Below are 17,603 nucleotides of genomic sequence, written 5' to 3' on the forward strand. Positions count from 1 at the left end.
GACGCTGTCCATACTAGTATAAGTTGAGAAATGAACAAAACGATAATGATAGGAAGATAATGTAACTCCATAGTAACTGTAACCATCTAAAGCCCAATTCATACACTATGATGGAGGATTTTTACTTCATAACCGGATGAAAAAGGAGTGTAATCATGAAGAAACGTACTGTTAATGAAGCGGGAGGGAATGTGCCGCAACCAATCCGTAGCGATGGAGCAGGTGCGATTGATTCTGGACCTCGTAATGTTATGAGGGATATTCAAAATCCGAATATGCTTGTTCCGCCTATAACGGATGCAGGGTTAGTTCCTAACTTGAAGTTTTCATTCTCGGACACTTCTATGATTTTGAAACAAGGCGGGTGGTCTCGGGAGATTACTGCTCGGGAACTACCGGTTTCGACGACGATTGCCGGAGTAAATATGAGTTTAATGGCCGGTGGAGTACGAGAACTACATTGGCATAAAGAAGCAGAATGGGCGTATATGCTTTTAGGACGGGCACGCATAACGGCTGTTGATCAAAATGGACGGAATTTTATTGCTGATGTTGGACCAGGTGATCTTTGGTATTTTCCTCCTGGTATTCCGCATTCCATTCAAGGATTGGAACATTGTGAATTTCTACTCGTTTTCGATGATGGGCATTTTTCAGATTTATCTACTTTAGCTATTTCTGATTGGTTTGCACATACGCCGAAAGAAGTGCTATCGGCTAACTTCGGAGTGCCGGAAAGTGCTTTTCATTCCATTCCTTCAGAGCAAGTGTATATTTATCAGGGAGAGGTACCAGGTTCGCTTGAGAGTCAGGAAGTTCAGTCGCCGAAAGGAGAAGTTCCTTTAACGTTCAAGTACGAACTTTTAAAACAAAAACCGATTAAGACTCCTGGTGGGAGCGTTCGAATTGTTGACTCTACGAATTTTCCTATTTCAAAAACAATCGCAGCAGCGCTCGTTGAGGTTGAGCCTGGTGGAATGAGAGAACTTCATTGGCACCCGAATAATGATGAATGGCAATATTATTTGACAGGGGAAGCGAGAATGACTGTGTTTCTTGGAAATGGTACCGCTCGTACATTTGATTATAGAGCTGGCGATGTCGGATATGTACCGTTTGCGACGGGGCATTATATTCAAAATACAGGTACCGAAACATTATGGTTTTTAGAGATGTTCAGAAGCAATCGTTTTGAAGATGTATCGTTAAATCAATGGATGGCACTGACTCCTAAAGAAATAGTGGAGAGTAATATACATGTTGGCCCGCAAGTAATGGATTCTCTGCGTAAGGAGAAGTGGCCTGTTGTGAAATATCCGGGGTTTTCATATAGTCCGAAAAATGATGAGTAAAATGAAAATTTGCGTTATTCTTTCTGGAGACTGACAAGAAGGGATGGCGTATTTTTTATGCCTAATCTAGTCTTTATCCCGCTATTTGCCGGGCAGTAAGACCCACCTCAAAATTCAGCGGAATCAAAGAAGTTAGGTGGGGCGCGGGCTGTCCGTAAAAGCCCGATTAGTGAGGGCTGATTAAAGTTTCACTTTATTAGTATCCGTCCCTTGTATTATTGTTCGGGAAATTATTATTGGAGCATAGTATAGGGAAGATACATATAAAATAGCGCCATTATAAGCTGTAACGCATAAGTTGCGCAGGAAATGCAACGATAACTAGCTTTACTCTTCATCATTTATTTGAACATAATGGGCATAGAGAGGTGATAAACACAGTATGATTTTTAGTGAGCGTTTAAAAGAAGAAAGGGAAAAAAGAAATTGGTCGCAAAATGATTTGGCTGAAAAAATTTATGTAAGTAGGCAGTCGGTTTCGAAATGGGAGACGGGAAAGAACTATCCGAGCATTGAAATTATTATTCATTTAAGTGATTTATTCAGTATTACGATTGATGAATTGTTAAGGAGTGACGAAGAGTTGACGCAAAAAGTAATTGAAGATAGTAAACAATTAGCATATCCAAAATGGAAGGTGTTTTTCGATAGTCTATTCACGCTTGGAGTATTTTTGTTTCTTATCAAAATCGTTGTATGGATGCTAAATAAGTTTGCAGGAGCAAGTATTACAATTGTAGCAGATGCGCCATATGTAATGAATCTTTTGCCCCTTGTATTCATGATTATAGGTGGTATAGGTTCCGATAAGTTGAAGAAAATATATAAATAGAGGAAAGATTTGAAAGAAATCCCCAACACTGGCTGTTCTTTTCACTTAAATTGTGTACTATAAAGGATAGGATGACATAAAGAAGGGGACATTTAGAATGGAATTTCATGAACAGAAGATTTTGCCGGCAGTGAGGCAAATTAAAGATTTGGAAAAGCTATTACATAGTTCGTATGAATATATCGTTATTTTAGATATTCATGTCGGTCAATTGAAGAGTGTTATATCACTTGCGAAGCAATATTGTAAAAAGGTATTTTTACATGTGGATTTAATTCATGGTTTGCAGAGTGATGGGCATGCGACGGAATATTTATGTCAGGAGTTTAGACCGTACGGGTTACTTTCAACAAAGGCGAGCGTTATTATGAAGGCGAAGCAAAAAGGTGTTGTGGCAATACAACGCATCTTTTTAATCGATTCGAGTGCGATGGAGAAGAGCTGCAATCTTTTAGATAAGACGAAACCGGATTATATTGAGGTACTTCCTGGAGCATTAACGGATGTTATCGCTGAAGTGAAAGAGCGTACTGGTGTACCGATTTTAGCAGGTGGTTTTATTCGTACTGTAGAAGATGTGGAAAGAGCATTAAACGCTGGTGCGACAGCAATTACGACATCAAAACGTGAACTATGGAAACATTACCAAAAAAAGTGACGAAAATGTGAATTTTTCGTTGACACCGCTTTCATTTACGGTTAACATTATAGACAAGTTAATAAACGTGACGGAGAAAAGTAGAGATCCACATTTCATTGTTTCTATATAAATTTATATAGAAGCGTGCAAGCTGTGGGTCTTTTTCTTTTGACAAAAACGAATGGCCATTCATTTTACCTCTATCACATTTGAAAGCGTTTAAATTGATTGTGGAGGGATACTATGTCAGCATTTTTAGGAGAGTTAATAGGGACTGCGTTGTTAATCGTACTTGGTGGCGGCGTTTGTGCTGGTGTAAGTTTAAAGAAATCGTTTGCGAAAGATTCAGGTTGGATTGTTATTACAATGGGCTGGGGCTTAGCAGTAGCGGTTGCAGCGTATGCGGTTGGATCAATTAGTGGGGCACATTTGAATCCAGCTTTAACGATAGGATTAGCATTTAAGGGAGCGTTCCCATGGAGTGACGTACCAGGTTATATCGTAGCACAAATGATTGGGGCAATTATCGGGGCAGTTATCGTATATTTACATTACTTACCACACTGGAAAGAAACAGAAGATCCAGGAACAAAGTTAGGTGTATTTGCAACAGGTCCAGCAATTCCGAACACATTTGCAAACCTTTTAAGTGAAATGATTGGAACATTCGTTTTAGTATTTGGTATATTAGCAATTGGTGCAAATAAATTTGCAGATGGATTAAATCCATTTATCGTAGGTTTCTTAATTGTAAGTATTGGTTTATCATTAGGTGGGACAACAGGATACGCAATTAACCCAGCGCGTGATTTAGGTCCGCGTATCGCACACTTCTTCCTTCCGATTGCAGGAAAAGGCGGTTCAAACTGGAAGTATGCATGGATTCCAGTAGTTGGTCCAATTTTAGGTGGATCACTTGCAGGTTTATTCCATCAAGTTGTATTTGAAGGAAAACAAAATTCAGCACTTATTTATGTGATTATCGCAACTGTGATTGTACTAGCAATCTCTTATATGACAAGTAAAAAAAGCGGAAGCAATACAAATAGTAGAAAAGTAGCATAAGGGGGAAACCGATATGAAAAAATATATTCTTTCATTAGACCAAGGAACAACAAGCTCACGCGCAATTCTTTTCAATAAAAAAGGTGAAATTGTTCATTCAGCTCAAAAAGAGTTTACACAACATTTTCCAAAGCCGGGCTGGGTAGAGCATAATGCACAAGAAATTTGGGGATCTATTTTAGCAGTTATCGCAACTTGCTTAAGCGAAGCAGATGTAAAACCAGAACAAATCGCAGGTATCGGTATTACGAACCAACGTGAAACAACGGTTGTCTGGGATAAAACGACTAGTAAACCAATTTACAACGCAATCGTATGGCAATCTCGCCAAACAGCTGAAATTTGTGATGAGTTAAAAGAAAAAGGTTATAGCGAAATGGTTCGCGAAAAAACAGGTCTTTTAATTGATGCATACTTCTCTGGAACGAAAGTAAAATGGATTTTAGATAACGTTGAAGGTGCAAGAGAAAAAGCAGAAAACGGCGATCTATTATTCGGAACAATTGATTCGTGGCTTGTATGGAAACTATCTGGTGGTAAAGCACACGTAACAGATTACTCAAACGCATCACGTACGTTAATGTTTAACATTCACGACTTACAGTGGGATGATGAGCTTCTAGAAATGTTAACAGTACCAAAGAGCATGCTTCCAGAAGTACGCCCATCATCTGAAATTTACGGAGAAACAATTGATTACCACTTCTTCGGCCAAAATGTACCGATTGCAGGTGTAGCTGGTGACCAACAAGCAGCATTATTTGGACAAGCTTGTTTCGGTGAGGGTATGGCGAAAAACACTTACGGAACTGGTTGCTTTATGTTAATGAACACTGGTGAAAAAGCAGTAGCGTCTGAGCACGGTCTATTAACAACAATTGCATGGGGAATAGATGGTAAAGTAAACTACGCATTAGAAGGAAGTATTTTCGTAGCAGGTTCTGCAATTCAGTGGTTACGCGACGGAATGCGCATGTTTAAAGATGCAAGTGAGAGTGAAGTATATGCCTCTCGCGTTGAATCAACTGACGGTGTATACGTTGTACCAGCATTCGTTGGACTAGGAACACCTTATTGGGATAGTGAAGTACGCGGCGCTATGTTTGGTGTAACGCGCGGTACGACGAAAGAGCATTTCATTCGTGCAACGCTAGAATCTTTAGCTTACCAAACGAAAGATGTATTATGCGCAATGGAAGCAGATTCAGGTATTGAGCTGAAAACATTACGCGTTGATGGCGGAGCGGTTAAAAATAACTTCTTAATGAAGTTCCAAAGTGATATTTTAGATGTTCCTGTAGAGCGTCCAGTAATCAACGAAACAACGGCTCTAGGTGCAGCATACTTAGCTGGTCTTGCGGTTGGATATTGGAAAAACCAAGATGAAATTAAAGAACAGTGGCATATGGACAAACGCTTTGAACCAACGATGGAAGCGAAAACAAGCGAAGAGCTATATGCTGGATGGAAAAAAGCAATTGAAGCAACAAAAGCTTTCAAATAATCATAAACAGTGTTATAATGGTGACAAGTTAATAATTCGGTAGGAGATTTGGAGAGACCACAACGCGCTATAGAGGCGAAATCTATAGCGGAGTTTGTGGTCTCTTTTTTCGTTATCAAAGGGAGGAATTACCATGAAATTTTCAAGTAAACAACGTAAAGACGTATTAAACGGAGTAAATAAACAAGAGTTAGATGTGATCGTAATTGGTGGAGGTATTACTGGTTCTGGTATTGCATTAGATGGAGCAACACGCGGGTTATCAACAATTGTGTTTGAAATGCAGGACTTTGCAGCAGGTACATCAAGTCGTTCAACGAAGCTTGTACACGGTGGTCTACGTTATTTAAAACAACTTGAAGTGAAAATGGTAGCAGAGGTGGGGAAAGAGCGTGCGATCGTATATGAGAACGGTCCCCATGTAACAACACCAGAGTGGATGTTACTTCCGTTCCATACAGGCGGTACGTTCGGATCATTTAGTACATCAATTGGTCTTCGTGTATACGACTTCTTAGCAGGTGTAAAACGAAGCGAGCGCAGAAAGATGTTTAACCGTGAAGAAACATTAAACAAAGAGCCTCTTGTAAAAAAAGAAGGATTAAAAGGCGGCGGTTACTACGTAGAATATCGTACAGATGATGCGCGTCTTACAATTGAAGTAATGAAAGAAGCAATTGAGCACGGCGCAAAAGCTGTTAACTACGCAAAAGTAGATAGTTTCTTATATAAAGATGGAAAAGTATGTGGTGTACGTGTAATCGATTTACTAGACGGAGAAGTATACGAAGTTTACGGTAAGAAAATTGTAAACGCAGCTGGCCCTTGGGTAGATACACTTCGTGAAAAAGATAACTCGAAAAAAGGAAAAGTACTTCAGTTATCAAAAGGTGTTCACTTAGTAATTGATCAAAAACGTTTCCCATTAGGTCAAGCGATTTACTTCGATACACCAGATAAACGTATGGTATTCGCGATTCCACGCGGCGGAAAAACATATGTAGGTACAACAGATACGTTCTATGATAAAGACGCAGCTGTACCACAAATGACAACAGAAGATCGCACGTACATTATTAATGCGATTAACTACATGTTCCCAAGCGTGAAAATTACAGAGAAAGACATCGAATCAAGCTGGGCTGGTGTACGTCCGTTAATTTACGAAGAAGGTAAGAGTGCATCTGAAATTTCTCGTAAAGACGAAATTTGGACTTCTGAATCTGGTTTAATTACAATCGCAGGTGGTAAATTAACTGGATACCGCAAAATGGCTGAAATGGTAGTAGACTACGTAACGAACTTACTACAAAAAGAAGGTCATAGCGCATATCCGAAGAGCGACACGAAACATATGCCAATCTCTGGTGGACATGTAGATGGTTCACACGGATTCCCAGCATTCGTTGCGAAAAAAGCAGGAGAAGGTACGAAATACGGTTTAACGACAGCACAAGCAGAAGAATTCGCAAAATTCTATGGCTCTAACGTTGATGTACTATTCGACTTAGCGAAAAAACATAAAGACGAAGCGAAAGAATATAACATGCCGCTAGACGTTCTAATCCCACTTGTATACGCAATGGATTACGAAATGACAGCAAAACCAGTCGACTTCTTCGTACGCCGCAGAGGCGCTGTATTCTTCAACATCCACTGGGTATACGAGTGGAAAGAAGCAGTAATTAACTACATGGCTGCGAAACTAGGCTGGAGTAAAGAAGAGCAAATGAAATACACAGCTGAATTAGAAAAAGCATTAACAGACGCTGTAATTCCTGTAGATCAACAAGAACAGGCAGCTGCGTTAGCGTAAGATAGGGAACCACCTGAAGGGGGAGCCTTTAGGTGGTTTTTTCTCTTGACTAAAAATAAATAAAATGTGTTACAATGATGATAGAGTATTTAGTGTGAATTTTGCATAAAATAAAGAAGACAGAAGCCTGAGAAACTTCTGCCTTTGTAACCTAACTTGCTATTGTGGTGGTAGTAGGTGCGGTTATAAGACAATTACATTAACGTTTTAGCCGAGAACCGCCCTTACCTTTTCCACGAAGCAGGGTGGTTCTCGCTTTTTTGTATACAGAAATTAGCCATGGACCGACGTATCTTCTACCGATGACAACGCCAGCTCCGGTTAGGATACCATACACTAATTTAATGACAAACATCGCGATCATTTTATCACCTCCCCCTTTTTTCAAAATGGAAGAGATGATTACCACACCTACTAGTTATAGTTTATTAAGTTACATTTTAATTGTATTATGTTTTAAAATAGGGAACAAGACATATAGATAAAAAGCCCTAGCGTTCAAACTCAAACCCCCACTGAAAGGCTTTGACTCCTTGTTAAATAAACATAACTAAAAAAATAAAGATACTGATAACAATATCCAAATGAAATACACGGCAGAACTAGAAAAAGCAATAAATCAACAAGAACAAACAGCTGCGTTATGTATAGAACTTCAAATACTACACTTGTATGAAGAATGTATCGGTTTTGATATTATCGATCCATCTTTGTATGGCCATGAAATATTAGATTCTTTAAGTGAGTGTTGGAAAGAAGGAGGACTCGATTAAATCGGTTCTCTTTTTCATTTAGCGATAGGAAACGAAGACGCCCCTCTTATTGCAAACTTAAAGAGCGCCGTGGGAGAAAGACGCTCTTTAGGTGAATGCATTGTAACGACTATTCGGTTTATTATATGTAATTTACTGAGGAAGTGCTTTATAAAAAATGTGATTGCCGATCATATTTTTTTATACATTTATAAAACTTTTCCATACAGTGCGTCGTCTAATATATGGGAAGGAGGAAATGATGTGGATGAATTAACGATAGAAGCGTTTGAAATAGAAGATAAGGAGGACCTTATCGACGAAATAATGAACAAGTATGGACAAGAAGTTCTGCAGCTTGTGTATTCGTATGTGAATAATAAAGAGGTTGCGGAGGATGTAACGCAAGATATATTTGTGAAATGCTATAAATCTCTTCATACATATAAAGGAAAATCGGATGTGAAAACATGGTTATGGAGAATTGCGATCAATCAATGTAAGGACTATATAAAAAGTTGGTATAACAAAAAGGTAATCGTTACAGAGGATGAATTTGCGTATATTGGGATTCAAAATGATAGTGTCGAACAAACTGTCATTCAAAATGCTGAGGATAGTAGGTTAGCTTCTGCAGTAATGAATTTACCGATAAAATATCGAGAAGTCATTTATCTATTTTATTATGAAGAATTATCAATTAAAGAGATTACTATGGTAATAGACGTAAAGGAAAACACGATAAAAACGAGACTGAAAAAAGCGAAGGAACTTTTGAAGGAAGGATTGGAGGAATAATCAAATGGAAGATCGATTAAAAGGCTTGCGAAAATCAATGGAGAACACAACGTTTAAACATTTGAGTTTTTCTGATCAGCACCAGAAGCAGGTGCGCGAAAAAATTAAGCAATCGTCCGAAAAGGAAGAAGATATCCTTTTAGCAGTGTTACAACTTCTTATGAATGAAAAAACAGGTTATGAATTGATGCAGTTACTAAGAGGAAGAGGGATTCAAAAATTCGAAGGTGATGAAGGGTCTCTATACACTTTATTACATCGTCTAGAACAGAATCGCTTTATCCAATCTAGCTGGGATCACGCAGGAGCTAAATATTATCAATTAAATGATAAAGGAAACAAGATGCTGCGAAAGGCAGAGAAAAATGCTACAAAGGCACGATTTATATTAAAAGGCTTAGTACAGGGGTGAGAAAAAAATGAACAAAAAAGGAGAGCGTTTTTTAAAAGAAGTTACGAACCATATTAAATCAAAAGAAGCGAAGGACTTAGTAGCAACGGAACTAGATTTTCACTTGAAACAGACGAAGAATATGTGGATGGATAAAGGATTAAGTGAGGAAGTTGCTGAAGATAAGGCTGTTGAACAAATGGGAAGTCCAATTAAGCTTGGCCAGGAACTTAATAAACTACATAAGCCAAAGGTTGATTGGTTCTTAATTGGTTTATTAGTGGCTGCGATGGGGCTAGGGTTTTTGCCAGTTATAGCGCTTGGACATGCTGACTTATTAATGAATAAGGTGATATTTGTAATTCTCGGTGTTACAACAGCGATTGGGATGATGCTATTTGATTATCGGAAGTTAGAGAGAATCGGGTGGCTGTTTTATACAATTGGTGTACTTATCTTGTTAATAATAAAGTGTTTTCCTACTGCTTTTTTGAATGGTGAGCCATTAATGAAAATTGGTTCCATCATAATTGACTGTCTAATGACAATACCATTCTTCCTTCTAGCCTGGGCTTCTTTTTTCAATAACAGTAGATTAAAGTTTATACATCTTCTCATGTTGTATTTATTTTCTTTATATTTATTTCTAACTACATCAACTCTTTTACCACTGTTCATCTATATCACGATGGTATTTGTTATGCTTTGGTGGAGTAGGCTAGGAAAGAAAACGGCATGGCTCATTACAATGTTACCGATTTGTTTCTTTATTATTAGGGATTTATTTTCCTGGTCTGCCGTAAAAGAATACCGGATAGCTAGAATTTTAGGTTTTTTAAACCCAGAACATGATCAATGGTATTTACGTTTAAAAGAGGCAATGGCATCGGCAGGTTGGTTTGGTACATATGGAAATATAAAGTCTATCCCTGCTACCCATACTGATTTTGTATTTGCAAGTTTGACTTACTATTATGGATATGTACTTGCGCTAGTTCTTGTCGTGATTCTTTCTCTTTTTGCAGTAAGAATAATGACCATATCTTATAAAATAAACGATCGATATGGTAAATTGCTACTCGTTGGTGGAGTAACTCTTTTTGTATTCCATTTCATTTATAACGTGGGCATGATTTTAGGATTATTACCACGCGTTTCTATATCATTACCTTTTATTAGTTATGGATTAGTACCAACTCTGTTTCACGCATTTATAATTGGAATCGTGCTAAGTGTATATCGGCGTAAAGATATGTCGTTTAGAATGAGAAAAACACCTTGAATCATCAAGGTGTTTTCGTTATAAGCTCAAAACTCTCCGAATCAGCCCCAAGCACAAAAGGACTAACCTCGCCAACACTATAAAGTTGCAACTCATGCATCGCGCGCGTACAAGCAGTGTAGAACAATCTACGAACGCTCTCATCCCTGTACACATCTTCAGAAGCATCGTAAATAATAACAGCATCAAATTCGATACCTTTCGCTAAGTAAGCAGGGATCACGACAATACCTTGCTCATACTCGGCTGAGTTACTTTTCACAAGTTTAATATTCTCGATATGATTAAGTGCTTCGTAGGCAGCGGCGCTTTCAGTTGCAGATTTACATATAATTGCGATCGTATTGTGCTGCTCTTTTTGTAGTTCAGCAACTTTAGCAGTAATATGTTCGTGTAGTTCGTTGTGATTAGCTACTTTCGTCACTGTAGGTTTCGCGCCGTCACGTTCAAAGGCGTGAATGTTCTTCCCTTCCGGTACGAGAGCACGTGTAAATTCAATAATCGGTTTTGTTGAGCGATAGCTACGAGTTAAGTTAATGCCGTTTGTTTCGTCTGGCCCGTATAAATTCGTAAGTGTATCGAAATTCACCGTTTCACTCGCATGGGCAAATATCGCTTGGTTAAAGTCTCCGAGTACCGTCATTTTTGCGGCAGGGAAGAGACGTTTTAAAAACTCGAACTGGAACGGAGAGTAATCTTGTGCTTCATCTACGAGTACGTGTTTAATCGATCTGTTCGTTTGGAAGCCTTCAATTAATTCTTTTAAAAGTAAAAATGGAGTCGCATCCTCGTAATATAATTTTCCTTCATCAAGCATGTTTACTGTTAATGAGCAAATGTCATCCCATTCTTTCGGTTTTTCCCCAGTAACCCATGATGCATCTGTGAAAAGTTGTTTATATATGCCTGTAAAATTGATGAAACGCAATGTTTGAACGCCTTTACGAAGTGGCTTCATTTTTTTACGGACAATCATACGTCCGAGTACTCTTGTTTCTTTCTCAAAGTCTTGAAAGGAGTTATCGTCAAACTCGCCTTTTTTCTGCAAGTATTTATAAGCCTTTTGATATTCATCTTTACTAAGTAGTTCAATTTCTTCTTCTACCCAAGGCTTTTTCAGTTCTGCTTTTTCAAGTGCATCTATTTGCTTATTTAGCCAATCCGTTAACTTTTCAATTCTATTATTGAAACGAAGGGAGGAGTCTGTATTGTAAAATTGCTCTGTAATTTCTTTAGCTGAGGCGATTAGTTTCCCTCTAAATTTCATTCCTCTAAATAGCATGCCTGAAGATTCAAGAGATTGTCTGTACGCTCTAATCATCTCGAAAAATTGAGTGGATGCTTTAAATCGGATGCTCGCATTTCTCGTTTTATAGGTAGGGCTATTCGTTTCAGTTAGCATATATTCTAATTGCTCATAAGGGTCTTCAACGTCAAATGACTTACTCAGTCTATGATTTAAATATTCTTGGAATGTCACTTGCTGCATATTTTCTTCACCGAGTTCAGGTAGTACGTTAGAAACGTAGCTATTGAACATAGAGTTAGGGGAGAAGAGAATAATTTGATCCGCTTTTAGCCATTCGCGATATTTATATAGTAAGTAGGCGATTCGCTGCAGGGCAGCTGACGTTTTACCACTACCAGCAGCTCCTTGCACGATAAGGAGTCGGCCTTCATCGTGACGAATAATTTCATTTTGTTCACGCTGAATTGTAGCGACGATACTTTGCATATGTTTGTTCGTACCTTTTCCGAGCGCTTGTTGCAAGATTTCATCGCCAATTGTAAGGCTCGTATCGAACATAGAATCAATCTCGCCATTTTGAATAATGTATTGTAATTTTTTCTCCACATTGCCGTGAATTACGCCTTCTGGTGTACTGTATTCAGCCGGTCCTGGTGGATAATCGTAGTATACACTCGAAATGGGTGCGCGCCAGTCATATATAAGAAAGTTTTCTCCGCTAGCATCAGTAAGTGTAGCAACACCGATATAAATTTGATCCGCAGCAGATTCGCCTTCTTCTTTGAAATCAATTCGTCCGAAATAAGGTGCTTTATGCATGCGTTTTAGTGCGGCAAGTCGATTAAAGGTGTGCTTATGGGTAATTTGTGTGACAGCTAGTGACTGAGCTTGTTGTCTTAAGTTGATAACTGTTTCAAGATAATCATCAAAAGTATCCGTGTTCACTTTCACATCATCCCAAAAGTGTTTACGAATATTGATTACTTCTGCCCGGCGTCTGCTAGTTTCGTTTTCCAGTTTATCAATTTGCTCCTTAATCGTTTCGATTACGGTATCCAATCTTTTTTGCTCTAAATCAAGTTTTTTGTTCATACGGTAGCACTCCTTTAAAAGTGAAAAATAGAGGTTGACTGAAGATGTGTTTTGGTGTACAATTAAGATACGGATAAATACGTTCCTTTCGTTTTAGAAAACGTGTTTCTGTACTAATTTAACATAGTTTTTGAATTTAATCAATGATAATAAGATAAACCTTGGTTCTGCGTGGCGTGGATCAAGGTTTTTTTGTGTTTTTCTTTAAGGAAGAATTGCAATTTTATTGAGGAGAATGTAAGTAAAGCAAAGAAGAAAATCAGGAATAGGGGGATACTGATGCAAAAATATTTTGAGGAAGCACATCGTTTTTGTTCTCGTAATAGAAAGCACTTAGAAAAGGATGTTATATGTGGTTGTTTCTATTGTTTAGAAATTTTCCATCCAGAAAAAATTACAGAGTGGTGGGATGATGATAACACAGCAGTTTGTCCGCATTGCGGGATTGACTCTATTATAGGAGAAAATTCTGGATTTAAAATTACAGAAATGTTTTTAAGTGAAATGCATAAAAGATGGTTTTAGTTAAACGAATGAAAAAATAAACTTTCATTAACGAAGAGGATACATAAAAAAGCTCGGGCCGAAGCCCAAGCTTTTTTTTTACTTCATTATTTCTTTTCTTCTTTTTTATCGTCAGCTTTTTTCTCTTCGAAAAGATCTTTTAAATCTTTATCGTCAACTTTTACGTCAGCTTTTTTGATTTCTTTCATCATAAGATCGTTCATGAATGCGCCATCTTGCACTTTCTTCGCAACAAGTTCTTTTTTGATGTCAGCTTTAGATTGTTCGAATGATTTTTCTGGCTCTTTAATGTCTGTAACTTTAATGATGTGGTAACCGAATTGTGATTTTACAGGCTCACTTACTTCATCTTTTTTCAGTTTATAAGCAGCATCTTCGAATTCTTTAACCATTTTACCAGGTCCGAAGAATCCTAAGTCTCCACCTTTTTCTTTTGAGCCAGTATCTTCAGAGTATTGTTTCGCTAACTCTTCGAAAGATTTACCTTGTCCAAGTTCTTCTTTTACCTTTTTCGCAGTAGCTTCATCTTTTACAAGAATGTGGCTTGCTTTAATTTCAGGCTTGTAGTTGTCTTTTAATTCTTTATCAGTGATTGTTTTTTCAATTGCTTTTTCTTGAGCTAATTGAGCACGTAACATATTTTTAAATGTTTCTTCTTTCAGACCTTGTTGTTTTAACAGTGTATCGAATTGATCACCAACTTGTTTTTTCGTTTCATCGAACTTTTTATCTACTTCTTTGTCGTCTACTTTGTAGTTTTTAATAAGTACTTTTTCCATAACCATGTTGTTTAGTACTTGTTTACCAGCTTGTGTCTTCATTTGATTGTAAAATTCTTCTTTTGTAATGTCACCAGCTTTAGATGTAACAATTTTGTCTGATGATGATGTTCCACATGCTGATAATGCGATTACACTTGTTGCGGCTAAGGCAAGCATAGCTTTCTTCATTCGATAAACACTCCTACTATTATGTATTTTTAATTTATCCTACACCAATGAATTTTGATTCATAAGAGCCCGATTAAGTCTCACTGATACTTTTGCTTTTTTATATTGGTAAAGCGCGCTTAACAGGGCTTACCGAGGCTGAGGATAAAGTTTTGATGAATGTTTTGTTCTATAGTATAAGCAATATGTACAAAATTTAATATATCATATTTCGAACCGTTTTCATATTGATAAAGAAAAATTAACCAGCACGTGTCAGATTTTGAAAGTGTGCCATATTGGGCGTATGCCGCATATACAGAATAGAGGAGGGGATGGGGATGAATTCTCAACTTATTTTATTACTTGTACTGTTTATTTTATTGGTTATTGTAGGTATAATTTGCTTATAGAGGAAAAAAGTGAGGAAGGGGCTTTCCTTCCTCACTTTCCATGAAATATAATTTCTATATAACTAGAAATTAATAAAATTGTTATACATACATTAATAACCCGAAAGACACCGGGCTGGCGGCTCGCAGCTATTTGTTTTCGTTCACACAGTGTATGTGTCATGAAATTCGTGTAAAATATAACAAGAAGTGCGAATGCGACAAAAACAACTGTTATAAGTGTCATGAGGCGAGACCTCCTTTTGGCTAAAATACATATACATATATTGTATCACACGATATTTTGTTCGTGTTACAAAATTCAGAAATAGAAGACTTTGTGTTAGAAAGTGAGGGAGAAAATGGACGTTGTTAGAAGATTAGAACAAGCTGAATACTATGTAGACCTACTATTTAAAATGATTGATGAAGAGAAGTGTCCATTTTATTCTTTGATCATAAAGAAAAAAGCTCGTAAAAAAGATATTGAACGTATACTAAATCTTTGTGAAAAACTGAACGAGCAATATGTAGTAGAGAAAGCAGAAGGGCTTCTTTTGTTCGATGCGCTGTTAGATCAATTTGAAAAAGCGCTTCCACATCAGCTCGAAGTACACGAAACTGCGGAAGCGCTAGCAAAACAAGGTTTATTTAAGCCGCTTATGAATGAATTCTTAAGCATGATTGCGAAAAAATAAATAGATTATTTCTTAACTAACTTTTGATCGGATTCTGTAAAGTTCTCTTCAATATCTTCTAATGATTTCTCAAAAATATCGATAAAGTCTTGTCCGTAAATATTACGCAGGATTGCAATCAGTTCGATATTTTCTGGGAACTTCCCATAAAAATTACGAAGTGCAAGAGCCCCATTAAACACTGAATTATTTTCAGGATCATACTCCTCCATTAAGCGAAGTAGTAATTCTTCCCCTTTGTCTGTAATTTCAATGTACGTATTTCGTTTATCATCTTCCTTTTTTGAGAATACAAGATAGCCGCGTTCTTCCAGCTTTTTAGAGAAGTTAAACGCCGTTGATACGTGCATAACTCCAAACTTAGCAATCTCAGAAATAGAAGCCCCTTTTAAATGATAAGCGATAGTTAAAATATGATGTTCATTAATATTTAAATCGTAAGGTTTAATCCACTGCTGCCAATCTTTCTCTACACATTTCCATAACGCTTTCGATAATTGAGCAATGCGTTGGCTGAAAATCATCGCTTCTTTTACCGAGTAATCTTTTTCTCCACTTTTCATTTACTCACCCACTTTAACATTCTTTTTTCATTACTATCTATTATGCCAGTAAAATAAAAATTAATAAAGTCTTTTTGTGAGAATTGTGAAAATTTTTCGGAAAAATGACATTCTATACAAATCATGCATAACTATGGAAGCGTTTTATGAGTCGTGAATACATACGTTGTCCTTACATGTTAAGTGATAACATATATTGTAAATGCATAAAAACACGGCATATCTATATGACATGCCGTGTCAAGGTCAATTTATATAAAAAATATTTGTTATATGCAAAAAACTAAGCAGGAATTTGTTTACGCTTTTTCTGGAACAGCTTCTTGTAGTTTCTCAATTGACTTTTGGATGTCCAAAATTTCTTTCTCAATATGGCGCTTGTTTTGAGAAATATCTTGCTTCCAGTTAGAAAGTGTATCGTGCATATCGTCTTTTAATTCTTGGAACACTTCTTTACCTTCTGAAGCAGTTTCAACGATTTGACGTTTTAATAATTTCGTATCAGCTGTAATATCAGCTAAAGTCTTTTTAATATCATTTCCTTTTTCTTTTAACTTGCCGCGCATGTCTTTACCGGAAGAAGGAGTTGAGAAAAGAACAGCTAGTCCAGCAACTGCTCCGCCGCAAATAACACCTGTAATAAAGGATTTAGCTTTTGACATAAAAGGAGACCTCCTTATTTTTTGTTCGTATTCATGATGGGAAAATATGCATCTCTTTCTTATATGTGCTATGCACAAACAATCATCCCTGAGCATTTTAAGTAAAGAAACAAGCCATGCGGAATTTGATGACTTCAGGGAAGTGGCTTGTTATGTATTACGCCTTCTTATAGTGTCATTATTTCACACTATTTGCAATTGTACTTGCGATGTTTTGTAAATTTTCCATAGTGTATTCATTTTGGTGTGATTTCCAAACAGCACCGAAACCATCTTTTTCACCGTAGCGTGGAATTAAATGAAGGTGGAAGTGGAACACAGTTTGTCCAGCTTTTTCACCGTTATTGTTAAGTAGGTTAAAGCCAACTGGATTAAACTCTGCTTTAATCGCATTTGCGATTTTTGGAACGACAGAAAAAATGTGTGATGCGATTTCTGGCGTTAACGCAAAAATGTCTTGTTTGTGAACTTTCGGAATAACAAGAGTATGTCCTTTTGTTACTTGACTAATATCTAAAAATGCAAGCACATGTTCATCTTCGTATACTTTTGAGCAAGGGATTTGCCCGTCAATGATTTTACAAAAAATACAATTGTCTGCTGTATGATTCATTGATCTCATCCTTTCAAATATCCTTAGCCGTATTTTACCATAATTACATAAGAGAACAAACACGAAAAACAGGAAGCTGACTCAGCTTCCTGTTTTCTGAAGAGGGATTGAAAAAGCATTATCGTAATTTACGTTTCGCAGACACCTCATTTATTTAAGAAATGCACGGTAAATCGGCTAAAGTTTCTGCCGTAGACACCCCATTTTCAAGTGAAATGAATTGCAATCTTTTTTTAAATGAAATTGTTTATTTTTTAAAACAGTATATGCTCTTTCAGAGACACCCCGTTTCGAAAATGAAACAAATGATCTGGTTATGTGTAAATTTCATTGTCCAACTTGGACACCCCATTTCATGATGACTTCACTATGTTGTTGTACTCATCAATTGGTGGTTGCTTTTTCAATGTGTTCCTTCTTCAATAATTATGATGTCCGCTTTCGGGAA

At 37.2% G+C, this 17,603-nt stretch carries 19 protein-coding genes; 12 read left to right on the plus strand and 7 right to left on the minus strand.

Going from position 1 to position 17,603, the window contains the following annotated elements:
- The first annotated feature begins 155 nt into the window (after positions 1 to 155).
- The 6 genes from MR136_RS20750 (at position 156) to glpD (ending at position 7,209) form a co-directional block, all read left to right on the plus strand.
- On the plus strand, positions 156 to 1,352 hold the full coding sequence (locus MR136_RS20750) for an oxalate decarboxylase family bicupin (RefSeq protein WP_016124234.1): 1,197 nt from the start codon (positions 156 to 158) through the stop codon (positions 1,350 to 1,352).
- Between the two features lie 382 nt (positions 1,353 to 1,734).
- A complete protein-coding gene (locus MR136_RS20755) occupies positions 1,735 to 2,184 on the plus strand; it encodes a helix-turn-helix domain-containing protein (RefSeq protein WP_017673404.1) in 450 nt (149 codons plus the stop codon).
- A 97-nt stretch (positions 2,185 to 2,281) separates the two neighbouring features.
- On the plus strand, positions 2,282 to 2,842 hold the full coding sequence (gene glpP / locus MR136_RS20760) for a glycerol uptake operon antiterminator GlpP (protein WP_000394285.1): 561 nt from the start codon (positions 2,282 to 2,284) through the stop codon (positions 2,840 to 2,842).
- A 225-nt stretch (positions 2,843 to 3,067) separates the two neighbouring features.
- Positions 3,068 to 3,889 carry a glycerol uptake facilitator protein GlpF gene (gene glpF / locus MR136_RS20765; protein WP_001272200.1) on the plus strand — a complete coding sequence of 274 codons (822 nt, stop codon included), beginning with the start codon at positions 3,068 to 3,070 and terminating at the stop codon, positions 3,887 to 3,889.
- A gap of 13 nt (positions 3,890 to 3,902) precedes the next feature.
- Positions 3,903 to 5,393: a glycerol kinase GlpK gene (glpK, locus tag MR136_RS20770; RefSeq protein ID WP_000760011.1), complete on the plus strand. Its 1,491-nt coding sequence runs from the start codon at positions 3,903 to 3,905 to the stop codon at positions 5,391 to 5,393.
- A 133-nt stretch (positions 5,394 to 5,526) separates the two neighbouring features.
- Positions 5,527 to 7,209: an aerobic glycerol-3-phosphate dehydrogenase gene (gene glpD, locus MR136_RS20775; protein WP_000672831.1), complete on the plus strand. Its 1,683-nt coding sequence runs from the start codon at positions 5,527 to 5,529 to the stop codon at positions 7,207 to 7,209.
- Between the two features lie 199 nt (positions 7,210 to 7,408).
- On the opposite strand, the gene MR136_RS20780 is transcribed toward glpD, so the two are convergent.
- Positions 7,409 to 7,573: a hypothetical protein gene (locus tag MR136_RS20780; RefSeq protein WP_000561154.1), complete on the minus strand. Its 165-nt coding sequence runs from the start codon at positions 7,571 to 7,573 to the stop codon at positions 7,409 to 7,411.
- A gap of 220 nt (positions 7,574 to 7,793) precedes the next feature.
- On the opposite strand from MR136_RS20780, the gene MR136_RS20785 reads away from it, so the two are divergent.
- The 4 genes from MR136_RS20785 (at position 7,794) to MR136_RS20800 (ending at position 10,432) form a co-directional block, all read left to right on the plus strand.
- The gene (locus MR136_RS20785; RefSeq protein ID WP_000877816.1) at positions 7,794 to 7,982 is read left to right on the plus strand and encodes a hypothetical protein; all 189 of its coding nucleotides are present in this window, start codon (positions 7,794 to 7,796) and stop codon (positions 7,980 to 7,982) included.
- 243 nt (positions 7,983 to 8,225) lie between these two features.
- The gene (locus MR136_RS20790) at positions 8,226 to 8,759 is read left to right on the plus strand and encodes a sigma-70 family RNA polymerase sigma factor (protein ID WP_016124237.1); all 534 of its coding nucleotides are present in this window, start codon (positions 8,226 to 8,228) and stop codon (positions 8,757 to 8,759) included.
- Positions 8,760 to 8,763: 4 nt separating this feature from the next.
- Entirely contained in the window at positions 8,764 to 9,171 is a 408-nt protein-coding gene (locus MR136_RS20795) for a PadR family transcriptional regulator (protein WP_016124238.1), read from the plus strand.
- A gap of 7 nt (positions 9,172 to 9,178) precedes the next feature.
- Entirely contained in the window at positions 9,179 to 10,432 is a 1,254-nt protein-coding gene (locus tag MR136_RS20800) for an FtsW/RodA/SpoVE family cell cycle protein (protein ID WP_061456896.1), read from the plus strand.
- Positions 10,433 to 10,436: 4 nt separating this feature from the next.
- On the opposite strand, the gene helD is transcribed toward MR136_RS20800, so the two are convergent.
- Positions 10,437 to 12,773: an RNA polymerase recycling motor HelD gene (helD, locus tag MR136_RS20805; RefSeq protein WP_242259577.1), complete on the minus strand. Its 2,337-nt coding sequence runs from the start codon at positions 12,771 to 12,773 to the stop codon at positions 10,437 to 10,439.
- A 279-nt stretch (positions 12,774 to 13,052) separates the two neighbouring features.
- Between helD and MR136_RS20810 the strand changes: the two genes are divergently transcribed.
- The gene (locus MR136_RS20810) at positions 13,053 to 13,298 is read left to right on the plus strand and encodes a hypothetical protein (protein WP_001174905.1); all 246 of its coding nucleotides are present in this window, start codon (positions 13,053 to 13,055) and stop codon (positions 13,296 to 13,298) included.
- Positions 13,299 to 13,384: 86 nt separating this feature from the next.
- Here the strand turns inward: MR136_RS20810 and prsA are convergent, their stop codons facing one another.
- A complete protein-coding gene (gene prsA, locus MR136_RS20815; protein ID WP_000710074.1) occupies positions 13,385 to 14,248 on the minus strand; it encodes a peptidylprolyl isomerase PrsA in 864 nt (287 codons plus the stop codon).
- A 423-nt stretch (positions 14,249 to 14,671) separates the two neighbouring features.
- On the minus strand, positions 14,672 to 14,866 hold the full coding sequence (locus tag MR136_RS20820) for a hypothetical protein (protein ID WP_000172690.1): 195 nt from the start codon (positions 14,864 to 14,866) through the stop codon (positions 14,672 to 14,674).
- Positions 14,867 to 14,981: 115 nt separating this feature from the next.
- Here MR136_RS20820 and MR136_RS20825 point away from each other — a divergent pair, with 115 nt between their 5' ends.
- Positions 14,982 to 15,317, plus strand: a complete 336-nt coding sequence (locus tag MR136_RS20825) for a DUF1878 family protein (RefSeq protein ID WP_000383655.1) — start codon at positions 14,982 to 14,984, stop codon at positions 15,315 to 15,317.
- Between the two features lie 5 nt (positions 15,318 to 15,322).
- Here the strand turns inward: MR136_RS20825 and MR136_RS20830 are convergent, their stop codons facing one another.
- From MR136_RS20830 to MR136_RS20840, 3 genes are all read right to left on the minus strand, one after another.
- The gene (locus tag MR136_RS20830; RefSeq protein WP_000834924.1) at positions 15,323 to 15,880 is read right to left on the minus strand and encodes an HTH-type transcriptional regulator Hpr; all 558 of its coding nucleotides are present in this window, start codon (positions 15,878 to 15,880) and stop codon (positions 15,323 to 15,325) included.
- A 299-nt stretch (positions 15,881 to 16,179) separates the two neighbouring features.
- The gene (locus MR136_RS20835) at positions 16,180 to 16,542 is read right to left on the minus strand and encodes a YtxH domain-containing protein (protein WP_000030300.1); all 363 of its coding nucleotides are present in this window, start codon (positions 16,540 to 16,542) and stop codon (positions 16,180 to 16,182) included.
- A gap of 178 nt (positions 16,543 to 16,720) precedes the next feature.
- Positions 16,721 to 17,155 (minus strand): HIT family protein, encoded by a 435-nt coding sequence (locus tag MR136_RS20840; RefSeq protein ID WP_001016835.1) that lies wholly within the window; start codon positions 17,153 to 17,155, stop codon positions 16,721 to 16,723.
- Between the last annotated feature and the right edge of the window lie 448 nt (positions 17,156 to 17,603).

The sequence above is a fragment of the Bacillus cereus group sp. BfR-BA-01311 genome (assembly GCF_022664295.1).
GTDB classification, from domain to species: Bacteria; Bacillota; Bacilli; order Bacillales; family Bacillaceae_G; genus Bacillus_A; species Bacillus_A cereus.